Below are 13,440 nucleotides of genomic sequence, written 5' to 3'. Positions count from 1 at the left end.
AAAAAAGGGGCCCGTCTGGGCCCCTTTTTATTTGCCAAAAAATCAATATCTGGATTATCCGCCTTTTTTAGGTCAAAAAACCTGGCTGGCAGTCAGTCTTGCCAAACTAATGCGTTTACCCTATAATTAATTTAGCTAGCCAGCCGAAGCCTTTATTGTTAAAAAGGGCTTTTATTATAAAGGGGGCAAGGAAATGGAGCCATTTCATTTCCGAAAGAGTATAAAAAATATATCGTCAGATATTTTAAATTGAGTTAAGAATATGATAGATAAAAAAACTCTTGCGCAAATAGAAAAAGAGCTGAAAGCGCAAAAGGAAAAAATAATAAAAGAGCTTGAAAACTTTACTTCCAAAAGCGACCACGATAAAGACGACCACAAGACTAAATTTCCCGAATACGGCAATAAAAGCGACGAGAATGCCCAGGAAATTAGCGAATATTCGGCGAATATCGTAACGGAAAAAATCTTGGAAGGAACTTTGAGAGATATTGAAGCGGCCTTAAAAAGGATTAAGGATGGGTCTTACGGCATCTGCAAGTACTGTAAGAATGAAATTAATCCTAAACGGCTCCTTGCCCGGCCTTTTGCTTCGGCTTGCGTGGAATGCAAGAAAAAACTCCAAAGTACATCCTGAACCGCTCTTATCCATCCTTAAATCATCCCGCCATACTCTCGCGAAGGAAAATTACCCGGCAAGAACGTCAAACAATCAGGAGCGGAACCAAAATATGCTATTAAGCCTCAATAAAAAGATGATAACCCTGAATTCGGTTGCCATCTTTTTTGTTTTTATTGACCGGCTATTAAAAATCTACGCGAATAGCCAGCTTTTTGGGGAAAAAATCACATTAATCCGCGGCGTCTTCTTCTTTGAACTGGTAAAAAACCAAAACATTGCCTTTTCTTTGCCGCTTTCCGGAGTTTGGGTGAATATCCTGATTTTTTTAGTTCTTGGGCTAATATTAGGAATAATAATAAAAAATGGCCGGAAAATAGGAATTAACGGCACATTTCTTTTATATATCTTTTTGGGTGGTTTAAGCAATTTAGCGGACCGAATCCGTTTTGGATCAGTAATTGACTATTTCCACCTGAATCATTTCACGGTTTTTAATCTGGCGGATATGATGATAACTTTTGGAGTTTTTGGGATATTGTTGGCTAACTTTAAACAGATTTATAACAAAGAGGCTAAAAATTAAATTTTATTTTTCTCTTAGCCTGGCTAATCTGTATTATCTCTATCCACTTAGTCTTTTTAGGAAGAATGCCTTTTAGCTTGTCAGCCCACTCAATAATTGTTATAGTGTCCTGTCGCCTAATAAACTCCGAAGCGCCGATGGCAATTAAATCTTTAGGGCTTATCCGATAGGCGTCAATATGGCAGAAATATTTAACCTTTTTGGCCTGGCCAGTTTTGGTTTTTAACCGGTAAAGCATCATAATGACAAAAGTGGGGCTTTGAACCGTCTCTTTTATTCCCAAACCCCTTGCCAATCCTTTAGCAAAGATTGTTTTGCCCGACCCCAGATTGCCTTTCAGGCCGACTAAATCGCCTCCAGACAGGCGCTTAGAGATGTCCTGGGCCAGATTCAAGGTTTCCGATTCATTGTTGGTAATAATGGATTTCATATTTTTCATTCTATAATCACAGCCATAATTAGTAAATAGCAGAGGCAATAAGCCAGGCGCCGCGATATTGCGCCATAAAAAATTTATGAGAAAAATTGAACAAGTAAACGAATTTTTATTGAGGGAGCTTTCACTGATTATTTCCCGCGAGCTTCCTTTGGAAGACGGATTTATTTCCATAAGCAGCGTTAAATGCTCGCCTGATCTTCTTTCGGCTAAAGTTAAAGTTTTGGTTTTGCCTGACCACAAGGCCGGGACTGCCTTAAAAAAATTAAGAGGGCACAGTTCGATGTTTGCGAAAATCCTTCAAAAGAAAATCCGGTTCCACCACATCCCGAAATTCAACTGGATAATTGATCCTTCGGGAAGGGAGGCCGACGAAATGGAAAGCCTTTTTAATGAAATTAAAAATGAATAGTCGCGAGAATATATTTATTGGGCAATAACTCATAGCAAAAGTTTAAACCCGGGAATCCAAGTAAACCATGAATCATCTATACCAAAAGGCTAATCAGGAAATTTTGAGGGCGAAAAATATTTTTTTAGCCACCCACATCAATCCGGACGGCGACGCCATTTCGTCTCTTTGCGCTATGGCCGAATATTTGGAAGGCCTGGGGAAAAAATATACGGCTTTTTGCCAAAGCGACTTGCCGGCCAATTATAATTTCATCCCTCATTTTGAAAAAATTAAATGCGCCCGCGAAGTAAGTCCGGCCCATGGGAGCAAGCTTGATGATTATGACCTCGTTTTGGTTTTTGACTGCGCCACCAAAGCGCGGGCGGGGCTGGGAGAGGGCTTTGACCGGCTGGCTTTAGGGCAAAAGATTATTGAGTTCGACCATCATCCTAAGGGCGAAGATTATGCCGATCTTGAGCTAAGGGATCAGGAGGCCTCATCCACCACGGAAATAGTTTACTCGTTTTTCAAAGCCAACAGCATTCCCATCAACCGGAAAATGGCCACCTCTATACTAACCGGAATTATCACCGACACTGAAAGTTATCTTTTCCCGTCGGCCACGAAAAAATCGGTAAAAATCGGTTCGGAGATGCTTTCGGCCGGCGCCTCCCACGCGCGGATTATTGAAAAACACATGAAAAATAAAAGCCTGGCAACCCTAAAAACGTGGGGGCGGATTTTATCCGGCCTGGCAATAAATAAAAAATATAATATCGCTGTAACGGCGCTAACTTACGATGATTTCCGGGAAAGAAATATTCCCGAAGAAGAATATGACGGGCTTTCGGCATTTTTAAGCAACCTGGCCGGCGTCAGCGCGATTTTATTCTTAAGGGAAGCCGAGCCGGGGAAAATTAGGGGTAGTCTAAGGACCTCTGGAAATCGCGTTGATGTCTCCAAATTAGCCGCGATTTTCGGGGGCGGCGGGCACCGGGCGGCGGCCGGCTTTACTTTTTTCGGCCGGCTGGAAAAAACAGGAAACGGCTGGCGGGTGGAGTAAAAGCAACAGGCGCCCAGGCGAAATTCTAAAGCAGGCGTTAAATGCGCCTTATATTTTTACCCCTTGACAATTTTTTCCTTTGTGCTAACATGCTAATACAATAAGACAAATAATAATATGGCTATAAAACCAGACAAAAAATTCGACAACCTTTACAAGGTCATTTTGCGGTTAAAAGACTTGAACGAAGCCCGGGATTTTTTCCGGGATTTGTGCACTGTTTCCGAATTAAGCGATTTATGCGACCGCTGGGAAATTGTCCAAATGATTGAAAAAGGCGTGCCTTACCGCGCCATTGCGGAAGAAATCGGCACCTCTACCGCTACGGTCAGCCGGGTGGCTTTTTGGCTGGCTAACGGAACTGGCGGCTACCGGACAATGCTCGACCGGCTCGGTTTAAATAGCGATAAGCATCAGCCCAGCTCAATCTCTTTCGGGAAAGGGTTGCGTTTAAATAATTAACTGCTTTTATATTCAGCGTTTTGATTGTTACTAACCCCTTCTCGAAAGAGAAGGGGTTTTCTGTTTTGCGTTTGGCAAAACAGAGCCTTGTTTAAATCAGGATCTCATATTGAGAAACCCAATGTTCGTTAAAAAGGAAAAAGAGAATGAAAATTACGACGGAAAAACAAATCAAAAAGTTGGAGTATTTGATTGGCCCGGAAAACGCTGAATCGGCCCGCTATCTTTTGGCCTCGGGCGGAGAGCTTTGGGTTTTTCGATCATTCGAAGAACTTGAAAAAGACGAAGATTTGAGCGAGCAGAAAAAAGTTCAGTGCTGGAAAATGTTTGTTGAAACCGGCGGTAAGTATGCCGCTTGGTATCGATTGCCGGAAAATAAAATAAAATTCTCTTCCGGCTTTACTTCTGATCCCGGCGACAATCGGGTTCGCTTTAACTGCGCGACTAGCGGCGCAACCTGGAGTCATTAATGCGTATTTCAACCAAGACCTTTAATTGGAATTCAGGATGCTTTGAAGGCTCCACTATCTGGAGAGGCGACTTGGATGGCGACGGTCTTTCGGGCGAACCGAATATAGATGAACGAACGGCCAGCCTGTCAGTGATAGATTTAACTTTTATTGTCCCTGTGTTTTGCCGTGGCTGGAAGGAAAAATACCTAACAGGAAAGGAGAAACTAAAGCGATTAAAAGAAGTACCGGAAAGAGCCCGACTTGGCATTAACGCCTTTCTCGGGCTTTGGGAAGATTATCTTCTGAATGATTCGAACAGCGCGATTGAATGGCTATTCAGGAATAAGATGGATGAGTATAAAATATATGACGACGACCCATTGGATGAGGAGGGTAAGCCGATAGAGGATTTACATGGCGTAAGTCGTTATATGGTTCTTGAATTTCCCGGACTTGTCATGCGCAACAGATATGGACATCCTTTTTGGCTATGCATAACGCGGTATTTTAGCGGTCGGTGCGTTTATACGGTTTATTTTCTTAACTGTTATGCTGATCGAAACGGAATTTCGCTTTGCTATCGATAGGAGAAAACAATGGGACTGAACATCGTTGTACCGGATGGATCAATGAAATTGAAAGTGATGGAGCTTTTTGGGAAAGCCGGCCTTCCTATCAGATTTGAAGCTGAACGCTCAAACATAGGGAAAGTGGATGTACAATGGATTAGCCAAGTCGTTTTTGAGCGACCCCAAGAAATTCCTGATTTTATGGCTGAAGGATATTTTGATGTTGCCATAGCAGGGGAAGACTGGCTGGCGGATTGCAACCTTGGCTTCCCGACCTTGCTTTCCATGGCCATAGGCCGGAAAAGCAATAGAGCTGTGAATATCATAATGGCAGTGTCAAAAGAGAACCCGGCTCAAACCCCTAATGATTTACCATCTAAAAGCATTGTTGCTACTGAATACGCCCGGCTGGCTGAAAAATTTTTCCGAATCATTGATCGGCCGGATATTATCATTAAACCCTCATACGGCAACACTGAAGCAAAAATCCGGTACGGGACTGACGGCATTATTGATGTAACGGAAACCGGCAGTTCGCTTGAGGCTAACGGACTAAAAATTATCGGCACAATCATGAAATCCAACACGGTCATTATCGCCAACCCAAAATCATTGGAGGATGAAAAAAAGTGGCTCAAGATAGACTGGTTTGCTCGATTAATTGAGGGCGCATATATTGCCTCAGTTTACATGGGTATTACCGCCAATGTTCCCGAAACGCTTCTTGATAGAGCGGCTAAAATCATAGGAGGACTTAAGGGGCCGACCCGTGCTCCTTTGCACGGCCCTGAAGGCTGGTACGCCCTCAACTCATTCGTTCCGAAAAAAGAATGGGACCTAATTTCATTTGAACTCCTACAAATCGGCGTTGAGGATATCGTGCCAACCTGGGAAATCCCCTGCGTAATGCGCTCCATGGTAAAAATTCCAGAATTTTCCCAAAATGATTGCGAAGGAATCGGGCCTTGTCTTGCTTGCATCCGATGGGAACAATTCGGTGGTAAATGCATGGGGATCACTTTATTAAAGGATCCTCCTTATGATTGCTATGTGCCAGGCCTTTAAGAGCAATTGACTTGCATGATTGTTCTTTGTTGAACTTAAGCCAAGTCTAAAAAATATGTTTAAGCGGGAATATAAGAGCAAATCTTTTTATTCCCGCTTCTTTTTTATAAATAGAATTCGGGTTGAAAAAAATAGGGCATTATGTTAAGGTATTTATACTTGCATGACCCGTGTGGCGGGCTTTACGGGATAGAAGAATTGAGGCCTCGCGGCTTACACAAAACAAAGCCAAATGGCTGATATTCATTATCCTTTTTTAATTTCCAGAGCCATTTAAACTCTTTAACATTAGATAAAAACGCGCCGTTAGCTCAGCTGGTAGAGCAGTTGCCTCTTAAGCAAACGGTCACTGGTTCGAATCCAGTACGGCGCACAAAAACCTGTCTAACGTCAGGCAGACAAAAATAGAATAGGATGTTGCCAGTTGAAACGTCCGGTCCTTGCCAATTAGCCTCTTTTCCGCCCCATGCCCCCCCCTAGTACTTAATCCGATTTAAAATATATTAGGTACTACAAACCCCAAAAAAGAAAAAGTAACGGACGCTTTTTAAAAAGCGTGATTGTTTTTTTTGTTGAATTCGCAATCCGGCTTTTTAAATTCCTGGTCATCTTGAAGGGCATTGTTTTTAAAGCCCTTGTTTATTTCTATAATTATCTCGGCCGGCCGGTTTTGAGATTTATTTTTTATAAGCTGGTTGTCAAAGTCTATAGGCTTTACCTTTTTGCCGTAAAAAGAAGCGGCTTGGCTAATAGCCCGACCTGGAATTTCATTAATCAGAAATTGATCCATGTATTGATGGCAGCCATTGCCGCCGTCATCCTCTTTTCTAATATCGCTGATTCCACCGCTTCCCAGTCTTTAATCGCCAATGCAAGTAAGCCGATTCTTTACAGCTTAATCCAAAACGAATTCGGAGCTCCCATAGACGACCAGCTGATTGAAGAAAAAATCGACGATCAAACTACCGCATCGCCGGTAGCAAAAAATTATTTAGAAGGCCAGAACGCGTTAAAATCCCAGCCCCGGGCTTCGACCCAGGAGCAAAACGATGAAGCCGAACTAACTTTAATTTCCCAGGGCGGAACCGCTCTTTTAAAGCCGGATATCGTATCCACCGATAAAATTATCCGGGCCCGCGATAATATTATTAACTATGCGGTGGCGGACGGCGATACGGTTTCGACCATTGCCCAGAAATTCGGCATCACCGTCAACACCATTCTTTGGGAAAATAATTTGACCGCTTATAGCTTGATTCGGCCTGGCGACCAGCTGGCGATTTTGCCGGTTTCGGGAGTAACTTACAAAGTGGCTCGCGGAGATACGCTTACCAGCATAGCCAACCGCTACGGGGTATCAGCCGACGATATTTTAAAGACCAACAAATTGGCGAGCGCTGGCGGAATCCGCGCCAGCGAAAAATTGGTCATCCCTGGCGGAAGAAAAATTGAATCCACCCAGTATCGCCAGCCGACCCAGGTCGCCTACACCGGCATTTCCATCTTAAAAAACCTAATCAAGCCTTTGAGCTCCAAGCCTATTTTCGGCAACAAGATGAATTGGCCGACTTCCGGATACCGCATCACCCAATACTATTCCTGGAGGCACACGGCCATTGATATTGCCAATAAAGTCGGAACTCCAATTTATGCCGCTGATGCCGGAACGGTTGTCTTTAGGGGCTGGTCAAACGGCTATGGAAATAATATCGTCATTGACCACGGAGGAGGAAAGAAAACCCGCTACGCCCATCTTTCAAAATTCTATTGCACAAACGGTCAGGACGTCGAAAAAGGCGAATCCATCGGCGCTATGGGCTCTACCGGCTGGTCAACCGGCTCCCATCTGCATTTTGAGATCATGATTAACGGGACTAAATATAACCCATTAAATTACGTAAAATAACTATGCAGCACATTATTTTAGGCTTGGTTATCATCGCGGCCGGAGCTATTACTACCATTAAATCCGAAGCTATGCTCGCCACTTTCGGGCGGATTAATTTTTTCGAGAGGTATTTAGGAACCGAAGGAGGGTCAAGGCTGGGATATAAGCTTTTGGGGATTGTGATTTTCTTTATCGGCACTCTGGTTCTGACTAACCTGATCGGCGGATTTTTAGGCTGGCTTTTGGGGCCGCTAATGCGCGTTTCTACGCCAAGATAATCCGTCTTATAGGCCGAAAACCGCGAAGTTTAAATTGACTTTTTTAATTCTCCACGGTATAGTAATTTTTTATAATAAAACACAGCCGGGCTGTTAGCTCATCTGGTAGAGCGCCTGCTTTGCACGCAGGAGGTGAGGAGTTCGAGTCTCCTACAGTCCACAAAATAAAGACCGTCTTCTGACGGGCTATTTATTAATTAACTATTCATTATTAGCACGCTATGCTTCAATTTTCAGAAACGTCGTTCAAAAAAATTGTTATCGCCTTGTCTTTGTACCTGGCTTCGCTTTTTGCCGCCAACACTTTAGGGCTAAAAATCATGCCCTTTCTATTCGGCTCCCATCTTTCGGTCGGGGTTTTTTCTTTTCCCATTGTTTTTTTGATGACTGATGTTATTGGCGAAGTGTACGGGAAAAAAGTGGCCCGGTTTTTTGTTTTAGCCGGTTTTCTCGCCACGGCTGTTTTCATTCTTTACTCCTTCCTTTCTCTAGCCATGCCCTGGTCCGCGGCCGGCCTTTGGGCGCAAGCCGGGTATGACCAGATTTACGGTATTTCTATCCGCATAGCAGTCGCATCTCTCGCCGCCTTCCTAATCGCCGAGTACCAGGATGTTTTCACTTTCTTTTTATTTAAAGAAAAATGGGGAATTAAAAATTTTTGGCTCCGCTCTAATTTGTCAAACGTTTGGTCTCAATTTTTAGATTCGGCCATATTCATGGTCATTGCTTTTTACGGCATCTATCCTAATAACACGTTAATCAGCATCATAATCACCTGGTGGCTTTATAAAGTCGCTATGGGCGCCGCCTATACTCCGCTTTCTTACATCGGCCTTTGGCTATTAAGAGACAAGAATGCCTCCGGAAAGCCGGATCAGATTAAAGAAACTGAAGCAACCGCATGATAGTCACACCGGTTAAAACCAGAATATTTAGAGAAGGCGAAGACGTCATTAATTTTATCTTAGAAAACATTAAACCTCTGAAAGATGGCTCAATTTTAGTTGTTACTTCAAAAATAATTGCTCTATCGGAAAGAAGGACGGCCGTTGCCAAGGATGAACGCGCTAAAGAAAAACTTATCCAAGAAGAAAGCGAGTGGTCGATGGAAACTAAGCATGTCTGGCTGACAATTAAAGATGGCGCGGTTATGCCTTCGGCCGGGATTGACGAATCAAACGCCAACGGCAAATTAATTTTACTGCCTAAAGATAGTTTTAAAACGGCTGATGCCTTAAGAAAGAAGCTAAAAAAGCATTACCATGTCAGACGTTTGGGGGTATTAGTAACTGACAGCCGGACTATTCCTTTAAGAGCCGGAGTTTCCGGCGTAGCCCTAGGCTATGCCGGCTTTAAAGGTATAAGGGATTATCGAAAGACTAAAGATATTTTTGGCCGGAAGTTCGAATATTCGCGCCTCGACTTAGCCGACAGTTTAGCGTCGGCCGCGGTCATAGTTATGGGCGAGGGAGCCGAAAGACAGCCTTTAGCAGTAATCGAAGGCGCGCCGGTAGAATTTTCAAACAGAGTTAACCGCATGGAACTGCGAATCGATATTGAAGACGATATGTATGGGCCGCTTTTTACCAAACTGGCAAAAAAATAAATTTTATTCATTCAAAAATCCACCGCGGGCAAAGCGGTGGATTTTTTATTTTTCCGCTACTCGGCAATTTGGATACTTTTAGCACCCATCCATGAGAGCTCAAAAATTTTCTTTTGGGCTCCCGCGATTTCTTCGGACTCGATTATTATCGCAAACTTTTCTCTCCAGCTTGCGACCATAATTTTATTATTATAAATATTCATTTCAATCGAGAAATAAAACTTATCGGCCGGTACTAAAAGGGAAGTCCGCATTTCTTCCATGTCATTCGCCGCTACTGCCCGGGACTCCGGCGTATCCGGCGCGATTACCCGGACCGAAACATTTTTTAAAGTCCTTTTCTTAAAATAATCTTTAAAATATTTCTCGCCCAAAGCTTTGTTCATATCCTCGCCGACGGCAAAAGCTAAAATTTCTTTTTCGGCAGTCAAAGTATCGGAAAACGCTTCCCGCATTCCTTCCACTCCTTCAAAAAATTTTACCTTGGGTTTTTCTTTGGTTGAATAAATTGACAAAAGCTGGGGCAAAAGCGACTGGGCCATTTTTAACTGCCCCTCGGTCTCCTTTATTTTTTTTTCCAGATAGCCAATAACTTTTTCCGGGCGTTCGGCCGCGTATTTTTGCACCTTGGTATCGGCGAGTAAATGCACTAACCCATTACTGGAAAGCGCTTCTAAAATATCATAGCTGGTCGTCCGATTGATTCCGGCCTTTCGGGCAATTTCCGTGGCAGTTCCCGGCCCTAATTCCAATAGGGCCAAATACACTTTTGCTTCCTTTTTATTAAACCCCAGCCCAATTAACTCTTTTTGGCTGATCATATATTTACTCACATTTAGGGCCAATTTTGGGCCTTATTTTCATTATACACCAAAGTGCGATTTGTGTCAATATTTTTCCACAATATTACATATTATTATTATTCATCTTTATTAAAGAGCAAATTTTATCCTTTTTTTGTCGTTCATACTTGACAATATATTATTCATGTGCTATTATACAAAGTTCAAGCTCAAAGTGGGCTTGAAAAGAAAAAAGTTCATTACAACTCTAACCAAAAAATATGATTGGAGAAAAATATGTTTAAGCTGGCGGACTTGATTTCTGATTCTATAGCATCCTTTAGAACAGCTGTGTCGGAAAAAAATTGGGGCAAAGTGCTTTTCGAAGGAAAAGAGATAGAAATGGGAGAAGACCTACCTCCTAAAATTAGCGAGCTCCAAACAGAAACTGAAATTGAGAGAGAAGGGGATTTGTTTACCGAAATCAAGGAAATGCTTGAGGAAAAACTTCAACGTTCGAACAACGGACCCAATTATCGCGTTCGGCTCCTTCATTGTCCCTGCGATTATAACGATTGCGAAGGAGATACCCTCTTTTTCAGCAAAAACGAGGAGGTTTTTCAAATTCGACTTATATCACATGAACAGCATGAATACATCTTCCCCAATAGAGCCAAAGAACTACTCAACCTCAAAAGAAATATTTTAGAAAAAGAAATCGGCGAGATTGATTTAATACTCGCCAGCATTTAATCTGTTTATCAAAGGAGTGAGTATGGTCAATATTGAAATTCTGGAAAAAAAGGTTAAGGACTTGGGCTTATCTACACGGGCTTACCTGACTCTGCGCCATTTGGAGGTGGTTACGGTTTTGGACCTCCTCCGAAAAACGCGGCAGGAGCTCCTCCACTGCAAAAACTTCAGCTGGAAATCCTGGGCCGAGGTGGAGCACGTCCTGGCTGATCTCGGGCTGGAGTTGAAGCCTTACTAGCTCTTTGCAACTAACAATTTAAAAGGCAGGAACCCGGGTTTAGTTCCTGCCTCTTTTATTTGAAAAAAATTATTTATTCTTTTCCCTGTAATCCGCAATGGCTTTTTTTAGGGCATCGGCCGCTAAATTAGAGCAGTGCATTTTAATCGGGGGAAGGCCTTCTAAGGCGTCGGCCACGTCGTTCCTCGTAATCCTTTCGGCTTCGTCCAGAGTTTTGCCTTTAGCCAATTCGGTTACCATACTGGAAGTGGCGATAGCGGACGCGCAACCCAAAGTTTCAAATTTAATATCATTAATCACGCCGTCCTTAACGTCTAAATATAATTTCATTAAATCGCCGCAAACCGGGTTGCCGACTACGCCGACCGAGGACGGATTATCCATCTTGCCCTGGTTGCGCGGATTGGTAAAATGGTCGATTAATTTTTTTGAGTAGTCCATAGAATTAATTTACAATTGTCAATTTTCAAATATCAATTGTTTTAATTTTTTAAAGCCAGCTTAATGATCATGGTCATCTTCCATAACCCGGCCAGCCGCTTTTTCTTTGTAAAAATCCGTTAAGACGCCTCCGGAAACTTTTCTTAATTTGGCTACCGATTCTTTTAATTTTTCTACGGTATAATCGATTTCTTCCCGGGTATTATACTTTCCCAAAGTCATCCGGATTGAGCCGTGCGCCTCTTCATGCTTTCTCCCTATTGAAAGGAGAACATGAGATGGTTCGAGTGAATCGGACGAACAAGCCGAACCGGTTGAAACCGCAATGCCATGCATATCGAGAAGCATCAAAAGGCTCTCGCCTTCAACGTTTTTAAAACTAATATTGGCGTTATTGGGGGAGCGCAATTCGCAGGAGCCGTTTAAAGTCGTGTCCGGGATTTCTTTTAAAATCCTATTAATCAAATAATCCCGGAGATCGGCTACTTTTTTATTTTTTCCCGAATCAATCATGGAAATAGCTTTCCCTAAACCGACAATGCCCGGAACATTTAATGTCCCGGCCCGCATTCTTCCTTCCTGGCCGCCGCCGGTCTGAATTTTTGTAATCGGCGTCCCTTTTTTTATGTACAGGAGGCCAATGCCTTTGGGGCCGTAGATCTTGTGAGCCGACATTGATAATAAACCAACGCCCAGCCGGTCGACATGGCAGTCAAAATAATCAATGGCCTGGGTCGCATCAGTATGAAAAATAATCTTTTGCCCGCGTTTTTTATTTTCTTCTTTTATTAACTCTCCGAGTTCGGCAATCGGCTGGACGGTTCCTATTTCGTTATTCACATACATGAGAGAAATCAGAATCGTGTTCGGCTTTATGGCGGCCATTACTTTTTTCGCGTCCATAACACCGTCAGCCTCGGGCAATAAAAAAGTAACTTCGGCCAAGCCTTCTTTTTCTGCGGCCTTGCAGCTATCTAAAACGCAATGATGCTCGAAGGATGAAGTAATAATATGCGGTTTTGCATCCTCTTTCCTGTTTAACTCGTAAAATCTTTTGACTGCTCCTTTAATCGCCAAGTTGTTGGATTCGGTAGCGCCCGACGTAAATACAATCTCTTCCGGACTAACGCCAAAATATTTAGCCGCCCTTTCCCGGGCCAGGCCAACGGCGGCGGCGGCGGCGTGGCCGAAAGAATGAAATGACGAGGCATTCCCGAACAAAACGCTAAAATAGGGAAACATTTCCTTTAAAACTTCCTCGCTAACCGGCGTTGTCGCCGCGTTATCTAAATATATTTTTTTCTCCTGCATATTATTTAATCAAAGTGTTTAACTTTATGCCGTATAGAGTTTTTCTGATCTGTCCTCCGAGCTTTTCCCAGACTTTGGCTGAAGGGCATTTGTGCTTCAGGCTGCAAGCTACGCCCACGCATTTCATCGGCGAAATCGAACCTTCGATAATTTCGATTACTTCTCCAACCGCCACTTGCGACGGCCTCTTCACTAAGGCGTATCCTCCAGTCTTTCCTTTAGTGCTTTTTACCAGATTATTCTTTCTGAACTCGCCCATCAGGCGTTCCAAATACTTTAAGGAAATATTCTCTTCTTTCCCGATTTCCGAAATGCTTTTTTGCTCCGGATAGGCGTTAGCCAGATTAATTATTGCCTTTAGCCCATATTCAGCTCGCGTAGAAAACTTCATATATTAGCCAATTCTAACTCCTACTAATTAAGTATGGATTAAGTATACCGAAAAGCTTATTTTTAGTCAAGCTGTGGTCGATTTCCTAATATTAATTCTGCGTTAT

At 43.0% G+C, this 13,440-nt stretch carries 19 protein-coding genes and 2 tRNA genes; 16 read left to right on the top strand and 5 right to left on the bottom strand.

Annotated features, from left to right (window positions below):
- The first annotated feature begins 262 nt into the window (after positions 1–262).
- The gene (locus tag WC715_03225) at positions 263–637 is read left to right on the top strand and encodes a TraR/DksA C4-type zinc finger protein (protein MFA6171432.1); all 375 of its coding nucleotides are present in this window, start codon (positions 263–265) and stop codon (positions 635–637) included.
- Positions 638–731: 94 nt separating this feature from the next.
- The gene (locus tag WC715_03220) at positions 732–1,205 is read left to right on the top strand and encodes a signal peptidase II (protein ID MFA6171431.1); all 474 of its coding nucleotides are present in this window, start codon (positions 732–734) and stop codon (positions 1,203–1,205) included.
- Here the strand turns inward: WC715_03220 and tsaE are convergent.
- Positions 1,195–1,635: a tRNA (adenosine(37)-N6)-threonylcarbamoyltransferase complex ATPase subunit type 1 TsaE gene (gene tsaE / locus WC715_03215; GenBank protein MFA6171430.1), complete on the bottom strand. Its 441-nt coding sequence runs from the start codon at positions 1,633–1,635 to the stop codon at positions 1,195–1,197. The two genes, WC715_03220 and tsaE, sit on opposite strands and share 11 nt — an antisense overlap.
- 85 nt (positions 1,636–1,720) lie before the next feature.
- On the opposite strand from tsaE, the gene rbfA reads away from it, so the two are divergent.
- The 12 genes from rbfA to WC715_03155 all read left to right on the top strand — a co-directional run bounded on the left by rbfA (position 1,721) and on the right by WC715_03155 (position 9,418).
- Complete coding sequence (rbfA, locus tag WC715_03210; GenBank protein MFA6171429.1) at positions 1,721–2,053, top strand: 30S ribosome-binding factor RbfA; 333 nt, start codon at positions 1,721–1,723, stop codon at positions 2,051–2,053.
- A gap of 67 nt (positions 2,054–2,120) precedes the next feature.
- Positions 2,121–3,098 (top strand): bifunctional oligoribonuclease/PAP phosphatase NrnA, encoded by a 978-nt coding sequence (locus WC715_03205; protein MFA6171428.1) that lies wholly within the window; start codon positions 2,121–2,123, stop codon positions 3,096–3,098.
- A 117-nt stretch (positions 3,099–3,215) separates the two neighbouring features.
- Complete coding sequence (locus WC715_03200) at positions 3,216–3,560, top strand: YerC/YecD family TrpR-related protein (protein ID MFA6171427.1); 345 nt, start codon at positions 3,216–3,218, stop codon at positions 3,558–3,560.
- Positions 3,561–3,706: 146 nt separating this feature from the next.
- Positions 3,707–4,030, top strand: coding sequence for a hypothetical protein (locus tag WC715_03195; protein ID MFA6171426.1), 324 nt, complete (start codon positions 3,707–3,709; stop codon positions 4,028–4,030).
- Positions 4,030–4,599, top strand: coding sequence for a hypothetical protein (locus WC715_03190; GenBank protein MFA6171425.1), 570 nt, complete (start codon positions 4,030–4,032; stop codon positions 4,597–4,599). The genes WC715_03195 and WC715_03190 overlap by 1 nt, the downstream gene beginning before the upstream one ends.
- 9 nt (positions 4,600–4,608) lie before the next feature.
- Complete coding sequence (gene hisG / locus WC715_03185; protein ID MFA6171424.1) at positions 4,609–5,646, top strand: ATP phosphoribosyltransferase; 1,038 nt, start codon at positions 4,609–4,611, stop codon at positions 5,644–5,646.
- Between the two features lie 300 nt (positions 5,647–5,946).
- Positions 5,947–6,019, top strand: a tRNA-Lys gene (locus WC715_03180).
- Between the two features lie 183 nt (positions 6,020–6,202).
- Positions 6,203–7,552 (top strand): peptidoglycan DD-metalloendopeptidase family protein, encoded by a 1,350-nt coding sequence (locus WC715_03175; GenBank protein ID MFA6171423.1) that lies wholly within the window; start codon positions 6,203–6,205, stop codon positions 7,550–7,552.
- Positions 7,553–7,554: 2 nt separating this feature from the next.
- On the top strand, positions 7,555–7,812 hold the full coding sequence (locus WC715_03170) for a hypothetical protein (GenBank protein MFA6171422.1): 258 nt from the start codon (positions 7,555–7,557) through the stop codon (positions 7,810–7,812).
- Between the two features lie 87 nt (positions 7,813–7,899).
- Positions 7,900–7,972 (top strand) — tRNA-Ala (locus WC715_03165).
- A 61-nt stretch (positions 7,973–8,033) separates the two neighbouring features.
- The gene (locus tag WC715_03160) at positions 8,034–8,717 is read left to right on the top strand and encodes a queuosine precursor transporter (GenBank protein MFA6171421.1); all 684 of its coding nucleotides are present in this window, start codon (positions 8,034–8,036) and stop codon (positions 8,715–8,717) included.
- Positions 8,714–9,418 (top strand): coenzyme F420-0:L-glutamate ligase, encoded by a 705-nt coding sequence (locus tag WC715_03155; GenBank protein MFA6171420.1) that lies wholly within the window; start codon positions 8,714–8,716, stop codon positions 9,416–9,418. The genes WC715_03160 and WC715_03155 overlap by 4 nt, the downstream gene beginning before the upstream one ends.
- A gap of 56 nt (positions 9,419–9,474) precedes the next feature.
- On the opposite strand, the gene WC715_03150 is transcribed toward WC715_03155, so the two are convergent.
- Positions 9,475–10,239: a helix-turn-helix domain-containing protein gene (locus tag WC715_03150; protein MFA6171419.1), complete on the bottom strand. Its 765-nt coding sequence runs from the start codon at positions 10,237–10,239 to the stop codon at positions 9,475–9,477.
- A gap of 258 nt (positions 10,240–10,497) precedes the next feature.
- On the opposite strand from WC715_03150, the gene WC715_03145 reads away from it, so the two are divergent.
- Both WC715_03145 and WC715_03140 read left to right on the top strand, forming a co-directional pair.
- A complete protein-coding gene (locus WC715_03145) occupies positions 10,498–10,953 on the top strand; it encodes a hypothetical protein (protein ID MFA6171418.1) in 456 nt (151 codons plus the stop codon).
- Positions 10,954–10,975: 22 nt separating this feature from the next.
- The gene (locus tag WC715_03140; GenBank protein MFA6171417.1) at positions 10,976–11,191 is read left to right on the top strand and encodes a DNA-directed RNA polymerase subunit alpha C-terminal domain-containing protein; all 216 of its coding nucleotides are present in this window, start codon (positions 10,976–10,978) and stop codon (positions 11,189–11,191) included.
- A 69-nt stretch (positions 11,192–11,260) separates the two neighbouring features.
- Here WC715_03140 and nifU read toward each other — a convergent pair whose 3' ends face one another.
- From nifU to WC715_03125, 3 genes are read right to left on the bottom strand one after another with little or no spacing between them, the layout of a single operon-like run.
- A complete protein-coding gene (nifU, locus tag WC715_03135; protein ID MFA6171416.1) occupies positions 11,261–11,632 on the bottom strand; it encodes a Fe-S cluster assembly scaffold protein NifU in 372 nt (123 codons plus the stop codon).
- A gap of 60 nt (positions 11,633–11,692) precedes the next feature.
- Positions 11,693–12,943 (bottom strand): cysteine desulfurase family protein, encoded by a 1,251-nt coding sequence (locus WC715_03130; GenBank protein ID MFA6171415.1) that lies wholly within the window; start codon positions 12,941–12,943, stop codon positions 11,693–11,695.
- 1 nt (position 12,944) lies between these two features.
- On the bottom strand, positions 12,945–13,334 hold the full coding sequence (locus WC715_03125; GenBank protein MFA6171414.1) for an Rrf2 family transcriptional regulator: 390 nt from the start codon (positions 13,332–13,334) through the stop codon (positions 12,945–12,947).
- Between the last annotated feature and the right edge of the window lie 106 nt (positions 13,335–13,440).

The sequence above is a fragment of the Patescibacteria group bacterium genome (assembly GCA_041661505.1).
In the GTDB taxonomy this organism is placed as follows: Bacteria; Patescibacteriota; Patescibacteriia; order Patescibacteriales; family JBAZCA01; genus JBAZCA01.
This window is presented reverse-complemented; position numbering and strand designations above follow the sequence as displayed.